The sequence below is a fragment of the Caldisphaera lagunensis DSM 15908 genome, from assembly GCF_000317795.1.
GTDB classification, from domain to species: Archaea; Thermoproteota; Thermoprotei_A; order Sulfolobales; family Acidilobaceae; genus Caldisphaera; species Caldisphaera lagunensis.
The window spans coordinates 676901-696213 of sequence record NC_019791.1; the positions used below are offsets into that span (position 1 = coordinate 676901).

Annotated in this window: 22 protein-coding genes; 13 read left to right on the forward strand and 9 right to left on the reverse strand. The window is 28.7% G+C overall.

Annotated features, from left to right (window positions below; genetic code table 11):
• Positions 1–29 precede the first annotated feature (29 nt).
• Together CALAG_RS03355 and CALAG_RS03360 are read left to right on the forward strand one after the other, a co-directional pair.
• Positions 30–746, forward strand: a complete 717-nt coding sequence (locus CALAG_RS03355) for a lantibiotic dehydratase C-terminal domain-containing protein (protein WP_015232333.1) — start codon at positions 30–32, stop codon at positions 744–746.
• A 106-nt stretch (positions 747–852) separates the two neighbouring features.
• Complete coding sequence (locus CALAG_RS03360) at positions 853–1251, forward strand: NifB/NifX family molybdenum-iron cluster-binding protein (RefSeq protein ID WP_015232334.1); 399 nt, start codon at positions 853–855, stop codon at positions 1249–1251.
• Here CALAG_RS03360 and CALAG_RS03365 read toward each other — a convergent pair.
• From CALAG_RS03365 to CALAG_RS03380, 4 genes are all read right to left on the reverse strand, one after another.
• Entirely contained in the window at positions 1248–2885 is a 1638-nt protein-coding gene (locus CALAG_RS03365) for an ABC transporter permease subunit (RefSeq protein ID WP_015232335.1), read from the reverse strand. The two genes, CALAG_RS03360 and CALAG_RS03365, sit on opposite strands and share 4 nt — an antisense overlap.
• A 5-nt stretch (positions 2886–2890) precedes the next feature.
• The gene (locus CALAG_RS03370; RefSeq protein ID WP_172633893.1) at positions 2891–3586 is read right to left on the reverse strand and encodes an ATP-binding cassette domain-containing protein; all 696 of its coding nucleotides are present in this window, start codon (positions 3584–3586) and stop codon (positions 2891–2893) included.
• A 229-nt stretch (positions 3587–3815) separates the two neighbouring features.
• Positions 3816–4988, reverse strand: coding sequence for a cation diffusion facilitator family transporter (locus tag CALAG_RS03375; RefSeq protein ID WP_015232337.1), 1173 nt, complete (start codon positions 4986–4988; stop codon positions 3816–3818).
• 150 nt (positions 4989–5138) lie between these two features.
• Positions 5139–5564 (reverse strand): NUDIX hydrolase, encoded by a 426-nt coding sequence (locus CALAG_RS03380; protein WP_015232338.1) that lies wholly within the window; start codon positions 5562–5564, stop codon positions 5139–5141.
• A 212-nt stretch (positions 5565–5776) separates the two neighbouring features.
• Here CALAG_RS03380 and CALAG_RS03385 point away from each other — a divergent pair, with 212 nt between their 5' ends.
• Together CALAG_RS03385 and CALAG_RS03390 are read left to right on the forward strand one after the other, a co-directional pair.
• Positions 5777–6952, forward strand: a complete 1176-nt coding sequence (locus tag CALAG_RS03385) for a cation:proton antiporter (RefSeq protein WP_015232339.1) — start codon at positions 5777–5779, stop codon at positions 6950–6952.
• A 248-nt stretch (positions 6953–7200) separates the two neighbouring features.
• Complete coding sequence (locus CALAG_RS03390; protein WP_245529273.1) at positions 7201–8409, forward strand: sugar phosphate nucleotidyltransferase; 1209 nt, start codon at positions 7201–7203, stop codon at positions 8407–8409.
• An 84-nt stretch (positions 8410–8493) separates the two neighbouring features.
• Here the strand turns inward: CALAG_RS03390 and CALAG_RS07800 are convergent, their stop codons facing one another.
• Entirely contained in the window at positions 8494–8658 is a 165-nt protein-coding gene (locus tag CALAG_RS07800; RefSeq protein WP_157463181.1) for a DUF1508 domain-containing protein, read from the reverse strand.
• A gap of 69 nt (positions 8659–8727) precedes the next feature.
• Here CALAG_RS07800 and CALAG_RS03395 point away from each other — a divergent pair, with 69 nt between their 5' ends.
• Both CALAG_RS03395 and CALAG_RS03400 read left to right on the forward strand, forming a co-directional pair.
• The gene (locus CALAG_RS03395) at positions 8728–10074 is read left to right on the forward strand and encodes an acetyl ornithine aminotransferase family protein (protein ID WP_015232342.1); all 1347 of its coding nucleotides are present in this window, start codon (positions 8728–8730) and stop codon (positions 10072–10074) included.
• 12 nt (positions 10075–10086) lie between these two features.
• Positions 10087–10302, forward strand: a complete 216-nt coding sequence (locus CALAG_RS03400) for a hypothetical protein (RefSeq protein ID WP_015232343.1) — start codon at positions 10087–10089, stop codon at positions 10300–10302.
• A 151-nt stretch (positions 10303–10453) separates the two neighbouring features.
• Here the strand turns inward: CALAG_RS03400 and CALAG_RS03405 are convergent, their stop codons facing one another.
• Complete coding sequence (locus CALAG_RS03405) at positions 10454–10669, reverse strand: MarR family transcriptional regulator (protein WP_015232344.1); 216 nt, start codon at positions 10667–10669, stop codon at positions 10454–10456.
• A gap of 74 nt (positions 10670–10743) precedes the next feature.
• Between CALAG_RS03405 and CALAG_RS03410 the strand changes: the two genes are divergently transcribed.
• The 4 genes from CALAG_RS03410 to CALAG_RS03425 all read left to right on the forward strand — a co-directional run bounded on the left by CALAG_RS03410 (position 10744) and on the right by CALAG_RS03425 (position 13292).
• Positions 10744–11040 (forward strand): hypothetical protein, encoded by a 297-nt coding sequence (locus tag CALAG_RS03410; RefSeq protein ID WP_015232345.1) that lies wholly within the window; start codon positions 10744–10746, stop codon positions 11038–11040.
• 150 nt (positions 11041–11190) lie between these two features.
• Positions 11191–11523 carry a hypothetical protein gene (locus tag CALAG_RS03415; protein ID WP_015232346.1) on the forward strand — a complete coding sequence of 111 codons (333 nt, stop codon included), beginning with the start codon at positions 11191–11193 and terminating at the stop codon, positions 11521–11523.
• Between the two features lie 61 nt (positions 11524–11584).
• The gene (locus CALAG_RS03420) at positions 11585–12127 is read left to right on the forward strand and encodes a macro domain-containing protein (RefSeq protein WP_015232347.1); all 543 of its coding nucleotides are present in this window, start codon (positions 11585–11587) and stop codon (positions 12125–12127) included.
• A gap of 31 nt (positions 12128–12158) precedes the next feature.
• Complete coding sequence (locus CALAG_RS03425; protein WP_015232348.1) at positions 12159–13292, forward strand: pyridoxal-phosphate dependent enzyme; 1134 nt, start codon at positions 12159–12161, stop codon at positions 13290–13292.
• A 16-nt stretch (positions 13293–13308) separates the two neighbouring features.
• Here CALAG_RS03425 and CALAG_RS03430 read toward each other — a convergent pair whose 3' ends face one another.
• Positions 13309–13974, reverse strand: coding sequence for an HAD family hydrolase (locus CALAG_RS03430; RefSeq protein WP_015232349.1), 666 nt, complete (start codon positions 13972–13974; stop codon positions 13309–13311).
• 113 nt (positions 13975–14087) lie between these two features.
• On the opposite strand from CALAG_RS03430, the gene CALAG_RS03435 reads away from it, so the two are divergent.
• The gene (locus CALAG_RS03435; RefSeq protein WP_015232350.1) at positions 14088–14438 is read left to right on the forward strand and encodes a PadR family transcriptional regulator; all 351 of its coding nucleotides are present in this window, start codon (positions 14088–14090) and stop codon (positions 14436–14438) included.
• Here the strand turns inward: CALAG_RS03435 and CALAG_RS03440 are convergent.
• Positions 14435–15589, reverse strand: coding sequence for an aminotransferase-like domain-containing protein (locus tag CALAG_RS03440; protein WP_015232351.1), 1155 nt, complete (start codon positions 15587–15589; stop codon positions 14435–14437). The genes CALAG_RS03435 and CALAG_RS03440 overlap by 4 nt on opposite strands.
• A 157-nt stretch (positions 15590–15746) precedes the next feature.
• Positions 15747–17660 carry an arginine--tRNA ligase gene (locus tag CALAG_RS03445; RefSeq protein ID WP_015232352.1) on the reverse strand — a complete coding sequence of 638 codons (1914 nt, stop codon included), beginning with the start codon at positions 17658–17660 and terminating at the stop codon, positions 15747–15749.
• Positions 17661–18017: 357 nt separating this feature from the next.
• Here CALAG_RS03445 and CALAG_RS03450 point away from each other — a divergent pair, with 357 nt between their 5' ends.
• Positions 18018–18911, forward strand: a complete 894-nt coding sequence (locus tag CALAG_RS03450) for a hypothetical protein (protein ID WP_048816712.1) — start codon at positions 18018–18020, stop codon at positions 18909–18911.
• A gap of 150 nt (positions 18912–19061) precedes the next feature.
• Positions 19062–19310 carry a hypothetical protein gene (locus CALAG_RS03455; protein WP_015232354.1) on the forward strand — a complete coding sequence of 83 codons (249 nt, stop codon included), beginning with the start codon at positions 19062–19064 and terminating at the stop codon, positions 19308–19310.
• Positions 19311–19313: the final 3 nt, after the last annotated feature.

Consider the following 19313-nt stretch of genomic DNA (forward strand, 5'->3'; position numbering starts at 1 on the left):
AAATAATAAAGGTAAGCAAGGGTTTTAGAATGAAATGGACAGAAATTAATGTTGAAGTAAAAAATACAGATCAAGAAGAAATAAAAAAGATTTTCTCAAAATTAATTTACTACTTGGTTAAAGAATTTAAAGAAATGACAAATAAGAGAGGGTCTTGGCATTTCCTTTGGGAATCAACTCCATGGCCGAATACATTAAAAATAAGATTTTATGGCAGTGAAAATGCCATAGATCAAATCAAAAAGAAATTTGAAGAGGAGTATAACAATTTTAAGGAAGATAATAAAGAAATCCTAGGAGAATTCATTTATGGAAATAATGGAGTTAATGGTGAAGAATATGAAGGAGAAATTATTTATTATGGCGTAAAAGGTTGGAAATTGGTTATGAAGATGCTAGAATTTGGTTCAGAGATCGCGTTAGAGCTAATACGTAATAAGGATCTATTGGAAAGCGATGAATATTCAGCTCAATATCCTGGAAGTATAGACTTATATGCTGATAGATATGTTCATTTATTTTTAAATCAACTTTCTTATTTTATAAAAGAAAGTGAATTTTTAATGAAACAACTTCCTTTCAGGTATTATGTTGAAAAATATGGGAATGCACCACAAGAAGCATATTTAATAGAAACTGATATAATGCTTAAAACTTATCTAGAAAAAATTAGTAGTAAGTATTCTCAAGGTAAAAATCAAAATAAGGGATTACGTTTGAAAAACTTTAATGGTCAAGATGCTTAATATATTTTTAAAGTAAATATTTATCAAATTTTTGCATAAAAATAATATTGGTGTAAATACTAATTTTTAATACCCTTTAGATAAATAATTTATATAGGTGAAAGGATTGAGTGAAAATAAAATAATAAAGATAGCCATACCATCTGATGATGGAGAATCTATGTCAGATCATTTTGGGAGAAGTCTAGGATTTATAGTATACTATGTTGACTTAACTGATAAAAAAGTTTTAAACAAAGAATTTAGAAAAAGAAGTATAGTAGAAAATAATGAAGAACATCATCATGAACATCACCATCATGAAGATAACGAAACGAGCGTTGAAGAGGCAAGAAGACACCTTGATATTTTAAATACAATCAAAGATGTTGACATAATAATAACTGCTGGAATTGGTCCTAGGATGTTGTCAGCATTTAGATCTTTAAATAAACAAGTTATTATAGGATACGATATTAATCCAGATAATTTGGTAAAAGAATTTATGGATCAAAATTTAAGTTAAGCAGCGAATATGCCTTCTTCCATAACATATTTTTCTTTTGCAAGTTCCATCATTTTTCTGGTAAATAGGATCGCAAATATAACAACAATAATTCCAAAAATAAATGATGCCCAACCTGCTAATGCTATATTTCCTTCTGCAGTAGAAATATCAAGCAATTTCATTAATCCATGCCTTACCTCAATATTATGGCCATCTAAATTTATCCAATATTCACCAATCATTAATCCCCCCCAAGCGCTATTTATTGTTGAAGTCAATCCACTTATTGTATATGGGAAAGTTGATGGTAGTATTATATATCTCATTTTTTGCCAATAATTCATATTAAAGTTGTTCATAACCTCCCAATATTCTTGAGGAATTGCTTTAATTCCAAGCCAAACGGCATAAAATATGTAATAAAATGTACTAAGGAATCCTAGCAATAACACATAAAATTCTATTGATAGGCCTCCGAAAAATCTTTCTATTATTGCAAACGTTGCTGCAAAGATTAACGGAAAATATATAGGTGGAGGATAAGCTGCTATTATTTGTATAATAGGTATAAATATAGATTCAATCTTCTTATGTGTCGCTAAATAATATGATAAAGTCATAGCAATTGAAAATGATATTAATGCTATAATTGCAACTCTTATGTAATCATAGGCTAAATTAATTAAAATATACCAAGTATTGTTTAATAAATAAATCCATAATTTATAGGTAGTTGATGATAAAATATTGTAAATTCCATAAATTAATAATGCCAGAATTGAAATTCCAATTATACTCCCAATTATTCTATATATTAATCCTGATACTTCTTTTTCTTTCTCTTTTTCTTCTAATTTTCTTAATCTTACTGTTTTTCTCATAGGATTTGATAGATATTTTTTCGTAAAGGTGTTAATTATTCTTCTAGGTGTTGTTAAAGGAGAATAAAGTCTTGCAACATATCTTAATCTATTATATCTTTGCAATGGAATTTCACTTTCTAAGGCATATTTAGCTATAGAGTAATTTGCAAATTCTCTCAATCCTAGAATGCTTATAGCAATTATAATTCCTAAGACTAATAGAGAAAAGTAAACTAAATTCCATAAATTATTATTTATTAAATTAACAATTAAGTACCCTATTCCAAATACATGAAAAGATGTTAGTCCTACAGTAAAAACTTCACTAACTGTTATGTAGAAGAATGCATCTGTAAATGATGGTATAAGATTTGCAGCAATTCTGGGCATAGAAAAAGGAATATATAGATATCTAAGCTTATCAAATGTTTTCATTCTAAGATTTTCCATTGCTTCTACCATAGGTAATGGAATAGTTTTAAAGGCTTGATAAATGCCCATCCATATGTTCCATACAACTGCTGTAAGTATTAAGAAATCAGCTGCTAGTTCTGCACCTAAATAACCTCCTATATGGTATACGAAAAAGATTAAAACAATGGGAAAAAATGTAATAACAGGAACAGATTCTAATACCTCATTAAGACTTATATAAATATTTTCAAATATCTTGCTATTTATTGAAATATATCCAAATAACCACCCTGTTATAATGGATAGCAATATCAATCCAAATACTCTTGCTGTTGATGCTAAGGTTGCCAATACAACTAAAGCATAAAAATTCATGATCCCTACCTTGCTGGTATCGTATAATCATAGAGTATATCAGTATATTCGAAAAATTTGGGATCTCTTGGATTTCTAGGTCTTTCTAAATCTATTTTAACTTTTCCAACAACTGTTGCAGGATGACCGTTAATAATGTAAACGAAATCAGACAATTCAACAACCTCATTTAAGTTATGGGAAACCAAAACAACACCCTTAAGGGTTGTATTTACATTAAATAAGATATCATAAAGCTCTTTTCTTAATGATTCTGCTGTTAATTCATCTAGATGCGCAAATGGTTCATCCATTAATAATAATAATGGGTCTGCAGCCAAAGCTCTTGCAATAGCAACTCTTTGTCTCATACCTCCGCTTAACTCTTTTGGATAGAAGTTTTCGAATCCTTCAAGACCAACAGTCTCAAGCATTTGCTTTGCTATTTCTTTCATAGTATTTTTTGGTAGATTTCTATGCTTTAATCCAAGCATAACATTTTCAAGAGCTGTCATCCAAGGAAAAGTAACTATTGATTGATGGACAAGCATTATTTTTGGGGTAGGTCTTGTTATTTTTTGTCCTAATAAATAAACACTACCTTGGGTTGGCTTTAAAAAACCCCCTAAAACTCTTAGTAGTGTAGATTTTCCTACACCAGAAGGTCCAATTATTGAAACTATTTGATTTTCTCTTACTTCCAAGTTTATATGCTCAAATATGCTTCTATTATTGTATGCAAATGCTATATCGATGGCCTCTAAAACTGTTCCAACTCATCCGCCCCTTATTTGCTTGCTTTTTAAATAACGAAAATATTTGAGTTTAAATTTCTTTCTTAAAGAGATATTGATGGTAATTTCCACATTAAAGTTTCCTTATGTAGATAATTGTTATCACATAAATAATTTTTAAAGGGTTTTTCAAAAAGATTATAAAGATATAAAGAGATTAATCAGCATTTAATTTTCCTTCTTTAAATAAATCAATTACCTTCTTTTCATCTTTTTCAGAAGTATGATATACTTCTATACCATATGCTTTTAATGATAATAATTTCTCTTTTCCAGCATAAATTATGGCATTTACACCTTTTTCTTTAAGCATACTGGAAATGATACTCATATTTCCTTGTTTCAAATTTATATCATTAATTATAGATTCTATATTTTTATTTTGTGTGTCTAATATTTTAATTTTTTTAACTTTACTTATCTCGTCAGCAAGCGAATCATTTTCATCCTCAAGCAGGGCCAGCTTCCATTTACCAGTATAAGATCCGGGCTCAACATGGATTGAAACATATAATAAAGATGGAAGTGCACGTCTTAACTTTTCTTCTACTATATCAGCCAATTTATCAGCATCTTTAACACTTAAAGCAGGGGGTGCTTCTAAGTGCATAGATGCAAAATAAAATGGTCCAGCTTTCCTTACTTTAATTTCATGAACCCCTATAACACCTTCTATATTTGAGACAATGTTTTTTATGTTTTCCATCATTTTCTCATCGCCCATATCTAAAAGTGTTAATATCGAATCTCTTCCAATTTGATAAGATTGATATAATATATAAACACCAATACCAATACCAATTATTAATGGGAGATATTTAATACTAAACCATTCTCCTAATACACCAATTATAACGGCTATACTTGTTAATGCATCTTGAAATGCATGTACTCCTTCAGCATTTATTGCATCTAATTTAATTCCTGGAGTTGATATAAGATACCTAGTTAGCCAATAAGTTACTATTGCTGATATTAATTCTATAGTTATTAAGAGAAAAGGCATAAATATCTTTCCTTGTTTTGAAAATAGAAATTCCATGATAATCTCGTATCCAGCATATGCTATTGCAAAGGCGATAAAAAGGGAGGCTAGATTTTCGGCTTTGTATAATCCAAAAGGGAACTTCTCAGAGGGGTATTTTTCAGCAAAAAACAATCCAATATATACAGCAAAACCTGTTAAGATATCAGCAATGTTATGTATACCATCGGCTACGATTACTAAACTTGAGAACTTATAGCCTAAACTTATTTTAAATAGAGACAATATCATGTACATAAATGAAGCAATTAGAGATCTTTTCTTTCCTTCACTAAAATTTACCAATGGTCGGCCCTCTTAATCTAATTCTTATCAAGCATTTAAGATTAAATATAAAAATAGACTTTTAAATTATAATATTTTTAGTATCACTTAAAATTTATAAAAAATCAAAACCCAAGAAGAATACAATTATAGTAAAATATTGTGTCCTTATTATGATAGAATGAAGTTGTTATTAAATGAAAAAGCATGTTTTAAAATTTTTTTAACGTTGCTATATGTATCTATTTTATCTATTTCTTCTCTTTTAAACCATTTGCCATTAATTAATGTTCCCCCTTTAAGCTTAACTAGGAATATTAAATCATAATGTATGTGAGTTTCATTGGGATATTTGACGATTTCATTCATAATTGCTAATGGTTTTGGTTCTTCTGTTGCTTCGTCTGTCGATAAATTGTTTTTCTCCCCATAAACTTCTACGTCAAGACCCGTTTCTTCTTTAAATTCTCTAATGGCAGCTTCCCTTGGTGTTTCATTAATTTCTACATGGCCACCTGGATATAACCACTTTTTTAATTTTTCATGATACACAAGAAGTACCTCTTCGTTAACTATTAATATTCCTCCTGCAACAATACACTTCTTCGTTTCTTATCGCCAAATGTTTTTAATGAAAATAAATTTTTATGCTTTATGGAAATTATATCTTATTTAATTAGAATAATTTTCAACTAAAAAATTCTTAACAAAAAGGTTAAATTGAAAATCATATTTAATAAAAGATCTTATTACGAGTCCTATAAATAAAAGATTTTAATCCTTACTTTTAAGTGTTTTTTGGAGTAAAGATGTTAAGCGAGGTTATTTTAGCACTATTAGAAATATCATTATTAGTATTGTTTGCTGCATTAATGGGAAGCGTCGCTATTAGATTTAAATTCCCTAAGGTAGTCGGGGATTTATTGATAGGAATAATATTATCTCCATTTTTAATTGGAGGTTTTATAAACAAAATTATAGATGTAAATTTGTTCAGCATAAACAATTATTTGCTTTTGTTTTCAGAATTTTCAGTAATTCTGCTTATCTATTCTATTGGGTTGGAGTCAGGTGTATCAGCTTTAAGATCATCAGGAATTTCAGGAATAATGGGAGCAATTTTTGGTGCAACGATTCCTTTCATATTTGGAGCAATATTAATTAGATTTTTTGTTTCTTTTAGTGCTGCTTTAATCATTGGATCGGCCTTGGGCGCAACTAGTTTAGCTGTAGCTTCTTCTTTAATTAAGGAGACAAATTTAAAGGGTAATGGAGTTAATTTTATTTTAACTGCAGGATCTTTTGATGATGTCGTTTCTTTAATAATTTTATCTGTAGCTATAGCCATGAGCACTTTGAAAACTATAAGTTATGCTGATATATTAAGAACTATATTTTTCTATGGCATAGCATGGTTTATTATATTTGCAACATCAGTTTTTATAATTCCAAAAATTTTTAATAATATTATAAAAGAAAAATATGTGTTTGAAGGATCATTAGTAATAATTTTTGCACTGACAGCTATTATGACAACTCTTGGTTTTTCCCCAATTATAGCGGCATATATAGCTGGTGTAGCTATGGCTGAAAGTAATAAGGCCGCTAAATTAAGAGAAAATACAAACGCTTTGCTAGCTCTTTTTGGATCTATATTTTTTGTTACGATGGGGGCCCAAGTTAATTTAATAAAATTATCTTATTTCGGATTAATTTTTAGCTTATTTATAACAGCAATAGCAATAATTTTTAAAATATTAGGAATATATCCTTTCTCTTATTTAGCAACGAGAAGTCATAAATCAAGCTTAGCTATATCTATAGGTATGATCCCAAGAGGCGAAATAGGGCTAGCTGTTGCAAACATAGGTTTAACATATTCCATTATTAATGATGTAGAATTTTCATCTATAGTAATTATGTCCCTTTTGACAACTATTTTAGGAGCCCTAATTTTTGGGAAAATATATCATTATATTAAATAAGAATTAGACATATTAAAATAAGAGTTCAAGTTTTGGTTATTATTAATTATTTGTAAAATATATCATTATAAAATAAATGGAATTGTTATATTAAATTCTGTAAGATTTTGAAATATCAAGTATTCTTTCTATTATTTCTGAAAATGTAAAACGTATAAAAGCTTAAATATGAAAATAATATAAGGTTTTATAGATATAAATATTGTTGGGGATCAATAATTATACCAATAAAAAAGACGCTGATTCCTATAGGAGGATTAGGTACAAGACTTTACCCATTAACTGTTGATACTTCAAAGCCTATGGTTAGATTTTTAAATAATTTTCTAATAGATTATACCTTGTCTGAGCTTGCATATAGAGGTATTAATGAAGTTTTCTTGGGAGTTAGCGGTTATTATAATTATAGAGATGTTTATGATCATTTGGGAGAAAGGTTTAAGGTTAAAATAGATGGGGAAATCAAATCAATTAAATTGAGATATCAACCAAATGAAGATAGTATAGGAAATGCTCATTCTGTTAAAATAATGGCAGATTATTACGATATATATGATGATGTGCTTGTTTTTCAAGGAGATACTGTTGCTAGTATTAACGTTAATAATATATATAAATTTCATCAATCTAATGATGCATTTATGACAATAGTCCTTAAGGAAATAGTAGAGCCAGAAAAGTTAAGACAATTCGGAGTTGCAAAGATTGATGAAAACATGAGGATCGAAAGCTTTGTTGAAAAGCCTAGCAATCCTAATGAATTACCATCAAGACTAGTCAATACTGGTATATATTTGTTATCAAGCGATTTTGTAAAATTTCTAAGATCATCAGAGTTTAATGAAATCCTTAAGCTAGGTAAAGGAGATTTTGGAAAAGATATTATACCTTATATAATCTCAAAGAATTATAAAGTTATGGGTTATGTAAGCAATAGTTATTGGTTTGACGTAGGCACATTAGAAAGTTTTATGGAAGCATCATATTACCTTTTGAATAATTTAGATAAAGAGAGGCTTCATGTGGAAACTGAGTATAGAAATGTTTATATGCAGGGCATGAGTAAGAGATCAAAGAATGATCATATAGAAATCATAGAAAAAATTGCAACGAACAAAATTATTGTTAGTGGAAAGAATTTAATAGGTAGGCATGTTAAAATAGGAGAAAATGTAAAATTATCATCGTCTATCATAGATAACTATACTGTGGTTGAAAATGATATGGAAATTTCTAATTCTATAGTTATGGATAGGAGCTTATTGAAAACAGGCTCAATAATAAAGAACAGCATATTAGGTAGGCATGTTAAAATAGGAGAAAATGTAAAGATAATTAATAGTCATTTAGGAAATAATGTAATAATAGGCGATAATGCCGAATTAATAAATTCAAGCATTTGGCCTCATAGATCTATAGAGTCAAAATCTTCAATTGTTGATAGAAAAATAATCTAAATTTTAAATAATTATTTATATGAAATATAGGAATAAATAATTTATATACAAATAAGAGTTTGAAATAATTATAGTGTTTTTGATTTATTTTAATAAATTTGATAACATTTTACTTGCCTTTTCTGCAGCTTCGTCAACATTTTCTGCAGAAACATTAACTATAATGTTGCTATTCTTTTCTTTTAATCTGAATCTATGTTCTCCGTTTAAAAAATATTCTTCAATTACTTCGAACTCATACTTTTGCATTACCATTACCCAAATATATATAATATTCTTCAATTATATAAGATTAACAGGAATGTAGGGTGGTTAAATATGGAAAGAGTACCAGATATTAAAGTTGAACCTCCAGGTCCAGAGGCAAGAAATGTAATTGAAAAAGACCAAAAATTATTGATGCAATCCTATGTTAGATGGTATCCTTTAGTAATAAAGACTGGGCATGGAGCTGTAGTAGAGGATGTTGATGGAAATAAATATATTGATATGAATGCCGGCATTGCTGTTATGGCTTTAGGACATAATCATCCCAAGGTAGTTGAAGCAATAAAGCGTGAGGCGGAAAAGTTACAACATTATTCTTTAACGGACTTCTATTATGAGGAAGCAGTTACAAGTGCTGAAAAGTTGCTTTCAGTTGTACCAATAAAAAATGGAAAAGTTTTCTACACAAATAGTGGAACAGAGAGCATTGAGGGAGCGTTAAAAATAGCAAGATATTATCATGAAGGTAAAAGACAATATATTATAGCATTTTTGGGAGCATTTCACGGAAGGACTATGGGTTCATTATCATTAACAGCAAGTAAGGCTCACTATAGAGAGCATTTTGCTCCTTTAGTCCCTGGTGTAATCCATGTACCTTATCCATATACTTATAGATGTCCATTTAATACAGATGATCCAAAGGCTTGTGGAGAAGCTGTTTTGGGGTATATAGAGGATTGGATATTTACTAAGCTTGTAGAGCCCAGCGAAGTTGCAGCTATATTTGTTGAACCAATTCAAGGGGAAGGAGGATATATTGTGCCTCCAGATAATTTCCTACCAGGCTTAAGAAAATTAGCTGATAAGTATAACATACTTTTAGTTGATGATGAGGTCCAATCAGGAATTGCTAGAACAGGTAAATGGTTTGCTATTGAAAATTGGAATGTTGTACCTGATATAATTGCTATGGCAAAGGCTATAGGTGGAGGTTTGCCTTTAGGGGCTATTGTAGCAAAGGATAATGTTATGGATGCGATGAAAAAGGGAAGTCATGCTAATACATTTGGAGGTAACCCTATAGCCTTAGCAGCAATGGAAGCTGTTATAGATACAATCAAAGAAGAGAAATTAACTGAAAGAGCAGCAAAGCTTGGTGATATGGTTTTAAGGTACTTTAATGATCTTAAGGAAGAATTAGAAATAATTGGAGATGTAAGAGGAAAAGGTTTAATGATAGGTGTAGAATTAGTTAAGAATAAAAAGACTAAGGAGCCAGCATCCAAAGAATTAGGTAGAATATTAGATAAATCTTTCAAGAAAGGGGTTTTAGTAATAGGCTCAGGGGTATCATCAATAAGAATTGCACCTCCCTTGGTAATTGATGAAGATGTATTGGCAAGAGCTATTCAAATATTGGGAGATATATTAAAGGAAGAAAATAAAAATCTTTAAAGAGGGAAGAATTTGGATATAAATGAATTAAAAAATAATATTTTATTTTTGTTGGAAAAGAACGATGAGTTAACTTTTGACGAAATTAAAAAAATGTTAAATTGGAGCGGAGATTCTAGGCCTTTGAGGAAAGCTTTATCAGAATTAGTAAGGGAATCAAAGGTGCAAAGAGTCCCAAATTATGAAAGAAGAAGAATGGTGTTTAAAAAGGGAAATAATAATGCATAAAATTCAAGGATTAAAAATAATTGGTATTATAGCCTTTACATTATCATTGTTATCATTTATATTATCAATTATAGCATTTTTTAAATTTAAATCTTATGATTATTTAGGTATCTCATTCTTTTGGATTTTTATTTCATTGATCTCACTGCTATTAAGCAGAGTCTCCAATAATAGAGTAAGCTGATGTTGAATACCTTTTTACATAACCCATTTTTTCTAGATGTTTCAATATTTTTCCTGATGTTTTATTTGATATCCCAAAATATCTTGAAAAGTCTTTTATAGTAATATACCTTTTATTAAGTCTCTTTAATTCTTCAGCTATCAAATCTAAGTTTACTGTGACCTTTAAATAGCTTTTTCTCATTATATCACCAAAATAAAGTAACCTTTTAAATTTGCGAGCCCCAGAATAACAAATGTAAAAGAGGTGAAGTGAAAGTGACACAAAATAATAAAATATATACAAAATATAAAAAATTAATTGAGCTGTTAAATTTAAGACAATTAGATGTATATAGAATTGTAAGTAAAGATGGTAAAATAAAGGAAATAGCAAGAATAATGGATCCTGTAACTAAAAAGGTTGTACAAGTTGATCTAGGTACAGTTAGAGAATCATTAAATTACTTGGAATTTTTAAATAAAATAAAAGAAGGAGTTACAAAAGAAGGGATAAATATAAATGATAGAGTATGGAATAGTACGTTAAAATTAATAGAGAAGGCAGGCAAATAAATATTAATTTTTGATTTATCTAGTAGAATTTTATACCATTGTTAACCGGGGAGTTAACAATGATAAAATAATTCCATAAATTTTTAGAATTTTTTAACTAGCATTTAGATATATATACTTTAAAATTTCTTAGTTTAATGGGTATTAAACATGAGGATTGCTTTAGTATATGATGAGGAGCAAAACCTAAAGCCACTCGATGAAGGAGAAATTCTAGCAATAATTGATGAGGAACAAGAGGTAGTTGAGCAATACGAGAATCCAGGATTTAAGATAGGAAAAGATGTTACAATGGATGCTATATTGCAGCTAGGCGCTCAGGCAGTTATTGTTAAGCAAGGCTATTTAGATCAGAAGTCTTATGATTTATCTAAAGGACACTTATCATATATGTTAATTAACAAATATGATACTTTAACTGATATTATTGAAAATTTAGATGATGTAAAGTCGAAAGCTATTGATGAATTAACTCAATTCTAAGCATTTATTTTTATAGATAATTTTATTTTGTCCTGTTTTATAAATATATTAGGGTAAAATTATGCACATGTTTAAGTTAAACAACACAGTCATATTAATAAAATTGGGTGATATAACTCAAGAAGAAGTTGAGGCTATTGTGAATCCAGCTAATTCATATCTAATTATGGGTGGAGGAGTTGCTGGTGCTATAAAAAAGAAAGGAGGAAAAATTATAGAAGAGGAAGCATTAAAATACTCTCCAATAGACATAGGGAAAGCAGTATTAACCAATGCAGGAAAGTTGAAAGCAAGATTTGTTATACATTCCCCTACAATGAAATATCCTGGTGAATTAACCAATGAAAATAATGTTAGGTCTTCAATAAAAGCAGCTTTAAAAATTGCATTAGAAAAGGGAATAAAATCTATAGCATTTCCTGGAATGGGTACTGGTGTTGGAGGTATTTCATATAATTTGGGTGCAAAAATTCTTATAGAGGAGATAAAAGAATTTGTTGAAAAAAATGATCATTTTGAAATAATAGAAATTGTTGCATATGAAAAAGAATTTTATGATGAATTAGAAAAATATGCGGTTTCATTGCTAAGTAATAGGATATAATAAATTTCAAATTTAATTGGTGGACTATAACATGGAGACAGATAAGAATTACAAGTTTAAATGTATAAAATGCGGTTTCGAATCATATGAAGAAGTATTAAAATGCCCAAGATGCGGAGGGCCGATCCAAATTGTTTATGATAATCTAGAATGGGTAATTGATTCAAAAATTCCATCTATGTGGAGATATAAAAGCTTACTTCCTAAATCTGATAAAATAATTAGTTTTAACGAGGGACTTACTCCTATAAGAAAAATTTTTGGTGTTTTGTGCAAATTAGAAACTAATAATCCAACAGGATTATATGCAGATAGGGCTTCATCAATCATAGTTTCTTCTTTTAAAAATAAAATAATAGAAACTAGATATGAAGAAGATTTTACTTTATCATTGGCCTATTATTCAAAGAAAGCTGGGATTAAATTAAAAGTAAACGTTATACCTGATAATGTAGACCCCCAAGATTTGATAATAATAGCAAAACTAGGCTCTGATATATCGTTTATAAATGAAATGGAAAAAATGGAATTGGAATATGAAAACCCCTATACAATAGAAGGATTAAAAACAATATCATATGAAATTTATGAAAAAAATCCTAAAGTAGAAAAAATTTATGTCCCAGCGCAATCTGGAACATTGGTATATGCATTAAGTAAAGGATTTTATGAAATAAAACAAATAAAAAAGGATTTTAATGAATACGAATTAATAGCAGTTAAACTCCGTCATAGTAATATACCAGAAATATTAAATTATTCCAAATACAAAATAAAAATTTCTGAAGTATCATCTAAAGAAGCTTTAGAGTCTATGATACATTTGTCTAAAAAAGGGTTTAATTTAAAGCCATTGGCATCTTCAGCATATGCGTTGGCTAAAATTGAAGGTAATGGAATCTCCATTATAACAGGAAATAGAAAAATATCCATGCATGAGAGTAAAAAATATTCTGAATTAAAAAAAGACATAATGAATATATTTTCTGATAATAAGAAAAGAACTGCATATGAAATTTGGTTGGAGCTTAATAAATATTCACTTAAAGGTATTTATAAATCATTAAATATGATGGTAAACAATGGAGAATTATGTGAAGAACCTATATTAAGAGGAGAAAGGAAGATAAAGGTATATTGGAAATGTGAAGATTCTTTACTTTAGATTTTTAGAGATTAGATTAGATATTAGAAATTTTTATTATATCACATAATGAATCGATTTTAATTGCATGATATTCTTTTAATAAGTTTTCATCTATTGGAACTATTATGTCTCCTTTAGTTAAATAAATGGTTTTTATTCCAGCTTTACTAAAAGAGATAATATCATATATTGTATCTCCAACTGCAAATAAAATATCATTAGCATCTAGAGAGGATTTTTTTAAAGCGGCAAGTGTAGGTTCTGGATCAGGTTTACCCTTAATAACATCATCGCTTGAAATTAAAACATCTGGATTAATTTTTATTTTTTCTAATACTTTGATGGCAGTAATCCTTAAAGAAGACGTTACAACTAATATCTTAACGTTGTTTTGTTTTAGTTTATTGATAAGTTCAATAGCGCATGGCATAGGTTCAGCATATTTCATTATATAGGGGGCAAAAATAGAGTTCTTTACTTCTAATAATTTCTTTGCCATCTTATTTTTTAAATCGGGATCATTTATCCCTGCTTGCTCTATCAATAATAATGCTATGTCCATTGCCCTTTTACCTAATAAATATTCCATATCAATATTTGAATTAAATCCGAGTTGTTTTAATGAAAGTTCCCATGCTATTTTATGTGCTTTGGCAGTGCTTGCTAGCGTACCATCTAAATCAAATATAGCCCCTTTCAATTTTACCCCCATAATATTATTGTATAAATAATATTATAAGCTTGGATTTTATTTTTTATTTATGTTAAAATTATTTAAGGGTTAATAAATTCAGATGTAAGTGAGTGTTAAAGATGCCCAAAGAAAGAAAAAAGATGCTAAAGGGTATAATATCATTAATGATACTTAAGATATTATATGAAAAACCTGTTCATGGATATGAAATGAATAAGGAAATATCATTAAAAATAGGTGAAGAGCTATCTCCTGGATATATTTATGTTTTATTGAAGATTATGCTGAAGAAGGGATTAATTGTAGCTAAACAAGACAGCAATGTAAGAGGCCAAAGATTAACAGAGTATCGTATAACTGAAAAGGGAATAGAGTTTCTTAAAAAACATAAAAATGTATTAGAAAAAGGTAAGTCAATGATAGATGAAATATTAGATACTATAAATAAGATTGAACAAAAATCAAGCTAGTGTTTCATCATTTCTTTAGCAGTTTCCCCAATTATTTTAATTCCTTCCCTTAGTTTGTCAATGCTTGGATAACTAAAGTTAATCCTCATAGCATTTCCACCACTACCATCTGCAAAGAAGTTTCTACCTGGAACATATGCAACACCTTTGTTTATAGCAGTTGGTAGCATTTCTGTTGTATCAACACCTTTTGGTAAATAAACAAATGCAAACAAACCTCCCTTAGGTTTATACCATTCAGAACCTTTTGGCATGTATTCTTCTAATGCCTCTATTAATACATCTCTTTTCTTTCTATAAACTTTTCTTGCATTCTCTATTGTTTCATCAACAACCCCTTCCTTTATTGCATACATTGCAATAAATTGAGAAAGAGTTGAAGGATTGATAGCTGTCATGGTAATTAATGATTCTATAGCATCTGTAATTGCTTTATTTGCTACTATATATCCTAGCCTTAATCCTGGTGCAAGTATTTTACTAAATGTACCCATGTAGATTACTCTACCTTCAGTATCTAACGTCTTAAGGCTAGTAAATCTCTTATCTGTATCAAACACAAAGAAACCATATGGATCATCTTCAATTATTAGCAAATCATATTTATTTGCTATTTCTATTAAATGTTTCCTCCTTTCATCACTCATTATAACTCCTGTGGGATTATGTGCTGTTGGATTTAAATATATGGCCTTAACCTTCTTTCTATTTTCAATTGCTTGCTTTAATTTTTCCTCTAAAGCATAGACATTGATTCCATCAATGTCTATATCAATTGGTAAGATATTAGCCTTGATAAATCTTATTGTATTAAGAGCACCTACAAAAGTAGGCGATTCTGTAATTATGAAATCTTTATTGTTTAACAATGAAAAAAATGTATAATAAATACTAGAGGTACCTCCTGGAGTTAATATTAATTCTTCTTCATCATTTATTTTTATGCCTTTATTTATTAAAAAATTTTTAACTGTTTCTTTAACATAGCTCAACCCTGTTGCTGGAGAATATTGTAAAACAGCTTCACCTTCCTGATTTATAAATTTATGGGATAGCTCCGAAATTTTTTTATGCTGAAAAGGTTCCGGACCAGGATAACCAAAAGCCATATTTATTTTAATATCTGATGTAAGGGTTTCGTATATGTCCATTCTTAGATCGCCTGTCTTTATTTCTAATCGTTAGAAGAGTATATAATTTTATAATTTTTATACAATAAATACTTAAAAGTTTTTAAAAGATCTTTATTCAAAATAAAAAAATAATTTATATAAATAATTAACTTAAACTATTAATAAAATATATTTATTAAATTCTGTTTAGAGTTGGTATACCTAACAAATTAAGACCTTCATCTAATACATTTTTGACAATTTCAACCAATAAGGCTTTTCCTTCTTTAATTCCATAATTGCTTTCATATATAACACTATCGTTTTCATACCATTGGTTAAATAAATCTGATAATGATATTAAGAAACTTAGAAGATCTTCAGGAGATAAATCATCTGCAGCTTTTGCAGCTATTAATGGATATTTTAACGATTTAATTAAAATTGATCTCCTTAATTTATTGCTTATGCTTCCATAATCGATATCGTTATAATTTATTTTTCCATGTTTTTCTAATATATTAAGCGCTCTAACATAAGTATATTGTAAATATGGTCCGCTATTCTCTTTTAGATCTATAGCTTTTTTAACATCAAATGTTAATGGTTTTGAAGAGTTAAGTTGAACCATAGAAAACCTTAATGTGCCAACAGATATTTTTTCTGCTATTTCTTTAGCCGTTTCATCATCTATATTTTGATTTCTAATTTTTAATTCCTCAATTGCCTTATTTTTTATTTCATCTAGTACTTCATCTAATGTTACATACTCTCCCCTTCTTCCATGCATTGATTTTCCAGGCAACCTTACTATTTCATAATTATAATGAATCATATTAAGAGCTTCTTTTTTAAAACCTAAACCAAGTAAAGCAAGTCTAATTTGTAATTGGGGTAATTTCTGATCTGCTCCAATTACGTTAATTACTTTATCTGCACTCGTTTCTTTAAATTTAAAAATAGAATATGCAATATCTCTTGTTGTATATAATGTAGATCCATCGCTTCTTCTTATTATTAAAGGCGGTAATTCAAATCCCTTAGGCAATTTTAGTATTTTTGATATGTTTTCATCATTTTTTACAATTTCATTTATTATTAAAGGGATGTTGATTGCATCTGCATCTTTGAATTTCGTAAAATACTTATTATTTTTAGCGATATTTACGATTTGATCAACTAAACCATTCCATACTAAATCGCTTTCCCAATCCATATTATCGAATTCTATAGATAATCTACTTAATGTCTCTATGAAACCATCTATTACACTTTTGGTCATATTTCTAATCAAACTCTTGTCTGGCTCAACACCTTTTTCATAATTTAACATCATGTTAGATATTTCTTTTTCTGGATCCGAAAGCGAAGTTAAACCTTCAAATAACTTATCGAATAAATTTCCTTGATCTTGAGATTTCAATCTAGCTAGAACAGAAGATAATTTTTCTGCTTCTTCTATGTCATTTTTCTTTTTTGCCTCCATCGCATCTAATGTTGTGCTGGAAACAGCATATACCCAACCAACAAGTTTGTCTGATTTTATGTTTAGCCTTTTTGACAATTCTGATGGGGTTTCATTTAATATTTTAAAACCAAGGGCTGCTATTATGACTTGTCTACCCATATCATCTATATAAAACCTTCTATTAACTTTATGTCCTCTTGATTTTAAAATTCTGGAAAGTGTATCTCCTATGCATGCATTCCTTGCATGGCCCATATGTAAAGGATGAATTGGATTAGCACTTGTATGTTCAACAACTATACTTAATGGTTTATCAGTTATTTTAGTTTTAAAAGTCCCTCCATTTTTTATGTAATCAGCTGTTTTTTTGAACAGGTTTATCTCATCAAATTTTAAATTAAGGAACCCTGATTGAAGCTGGATATTAACTATATCTAGATTATTATCTCTTAATACTTCAACAATATCAGATATTAAGTTATCTGCGTTATTCAAGAATCTTTTGATTGGAAAAGAGAAATCTGCGTATTCTTCCTTTACAGGTTCCATTAAAAATCTAAAAGCCTCTTCATGGCTGATTTTTAGATCGTTTGACAGAGTTGTAGTTATTGTATCTATCGTTTTAACAAGTGGATTATCCATATTTTATTCCTCATTTTTAAAAATTATTATATAGTAAATATAAACGTTATGTATAATAAATTTAATATAATTTTTATTTATGTTATCCTTCTTCTATGAAGGAAAAGCTTTTCATTTCTATTAGAATAAATTGTGACAATTTTCTTCTTAATTTTTCTTCTACCATGTTCCTTACTAATGTTGCTTTTTACATAAAAAGGACAAAAAATAATAATCCTGTTTAAAATTAATGTATTATGATTTTATTATAATATACCTTATATATTATATTTATACTACTCTCAGCCTAGTATATGGTAAGATTTATAAATGTGCACAAAATACATAATTTTTTGGAAAAATGTGCACGGTGATAAAATGAACTTCATCGAATTCATATTAAATCCATCTGGAGAATTAACACTAGTATCAATTATAGCAATTTCTTTTATATTGGGGATATTGCATGGAATTACGCCTGATGAGCATACATGGCCTATAACTTTTAGCTATGCAATAGGAAAATACAGCACTAAAGGAGGGTTGCTAGCAGGATTATTATTTTCATTAGGATTTACAATACAGAGAGCCTTATTAACAACTATTGGTTACCTTGGATTAGCTAGAATTTATCAAGTTTATAATTTGGACGGACCGGTTTATATAGCAGTTGGAATTGTAATGGCAATTGCAGGTTCATATGTATTGCATGGGAAATACGTGCATATACATCTAATACCATCTCATAGACATACAGAAAAGGCTGAAAGAGTTGAGATGCCAAAAGATGTACCATTAAAAATGACTATAATACATGGTTTAATAGCAGGTTTTGGGTTTGGAGCGTATGCTTCAATAATAACTTTTGTATTAGCCCCTAAGGTTCCATCATTAATATATTCACCATTACCTGGACTATTTTTTGGTTTAGGAACTATGACAATGCAAATTATCTTAGGAGCATTTTTTGGAGGCATTATGAGGAAAATGGGATATAATGAAAACGATATAAAATTTGTAGGCACTAAAACAGCAGGAAATACCTTGTATTATGGAGGTATTGCTTTTGCGTTAATTGGTTTGTTAGTTGTAATGATGCCTTCTATTGATAATTTTGCAATCTCTACGGGTATTCAAATTCCTAACTTAAATGCTATAGATATAGGATTTATATTAGTAATCTTCGTTGTAGGAGCAATAGGTATTGGTAGTCTTGTTAAAACAGTCTATGAGCTGAGAAAAGGAAAACTCAATGTTATTAATAGGAAATAATATTATGGATATTAATAGTTTCTAAATACTTAGAATTTAATAATCTTTAGGTTATTTTCACTAAAAATTAATTATTAAAGCCTTGAAAGTAAAAATTAATTTTCTACTGTTTTTATTTAGAGTGTGAGGATTGGAGCGTGAACAAATTTGATGCACAAAAAATTATATAGAATATATTTCACAGAATTTGATGAAGAAAACTTTAGGAAGATCATTAATGCTTTAGAGGAAAAATACTCATCTCAAATAAATGTAATAAAATCAAATGTAATTGATGAATTCAGAGCTTTAGAGTTATACTTTGAAAAAGAAGGATATTCTGATGAAATAAAGAACTTAATATCTTCTCTAACAGGTACTCAATATGTTAGGGTAGATTATATAGATACTACAAAATGAGGT

Bases quoted from the DNA above. Each gene is read 5' to 3' on its own strand.
- CALAG_RS03425 (WP_015232348.1), top strand. From the start codon at position 12,159: ATGGAGACAGATAAGAATTACAAGTTTAAATGTATAAAATGCGGTTTC.
- CALAG_RS03420 (WP_015232347.1), top strand. From the start codon at position 11,585: ATGCACATGTTTAAGTTAAACAACACAGTCATATTAATAAAATTGGGT.
- CALAG_RS03385 (WP_015232339.1), top strand. From the start codon at position 5,777: ATGTTAAGCGAGGTTATTTTAGCACTATTAGAAATATCATTATTAGTA.
- CALAG_RS03405 (WP_015232344.1), bottom strand. From the start codon at position 10,669: ATGAGAAAAAGCTATTTAAAGGTCACAGTAAACTTAGATTTGATAGCT.
- CALAG_RS03455 (WP_015232354.1), top strand. From the start codon at position 19,062: ATGCACAAAAAATTATATAGAATATATTTCACAGAATTTGATGAAGAA.
- CALAG_RS03435 (WP_015232350.1), top strand. From the start codon at position 14,088: ATGCCCAAAGAAAGAAAAAAGATGCTAAAGGGTATAATATCATTAATG.
- CALAG_RS03395 (WP_015232342.1), top strand. From the start codon at position 8,728: ATGGAAAGAGTACCAGATATTAAAGTTGAACCTCCAGGTCCAGAGGCA.
- CALAG_RS03415 (WP_015232346.1), top strand. From the start codon at position 11,191: ATGAGGATTGCTTTAGTATATGATGAGGAGCAAAACCTAAAGCCACTC.
- CALAG_RS03365 (WP_015232335.1), bottom strand. From the start codon at position 2,885: ATGAATTTTTATGCTTTAGTTGTATTGGCAACCTTAGCATCAACAGCA.
- CALAG_RS03450 (WP_048816712.1), top strand. From the start codon at position 18,018: ATGAACTTCATCGAATTCATATTAAATCCATCTGGAGAATTAACACTA.
- CALAG_RS03440 (WP_015232351.1), bottom strand. From the start codon at position 15,589: ATGGACATATACGAAACCCTTACATCAGATATTAAAATAAATATGGCT.
- CALAG_RS03445 (WP_015232352.1), bottom strand. From the start codon at position 17,660: ATGGATAATCCACTTGTTAAAACGATAGATACAATAACTACAACTCTG.
- CALAG_RS03355 (WP_015232333.1), top strand. From the start codon at position 30: ATGAAATGGACAGAAATTAATGTTGAAGTAAAAAATACAGATCAAGAA.
- CALAG_RS07800 (WP_157463181.1), bottom strand. From the start codon at position 8,658: ATGCAAAAGTATGAGTTCGAAGTAATTGAAGAATATTTTTTAAACGGA.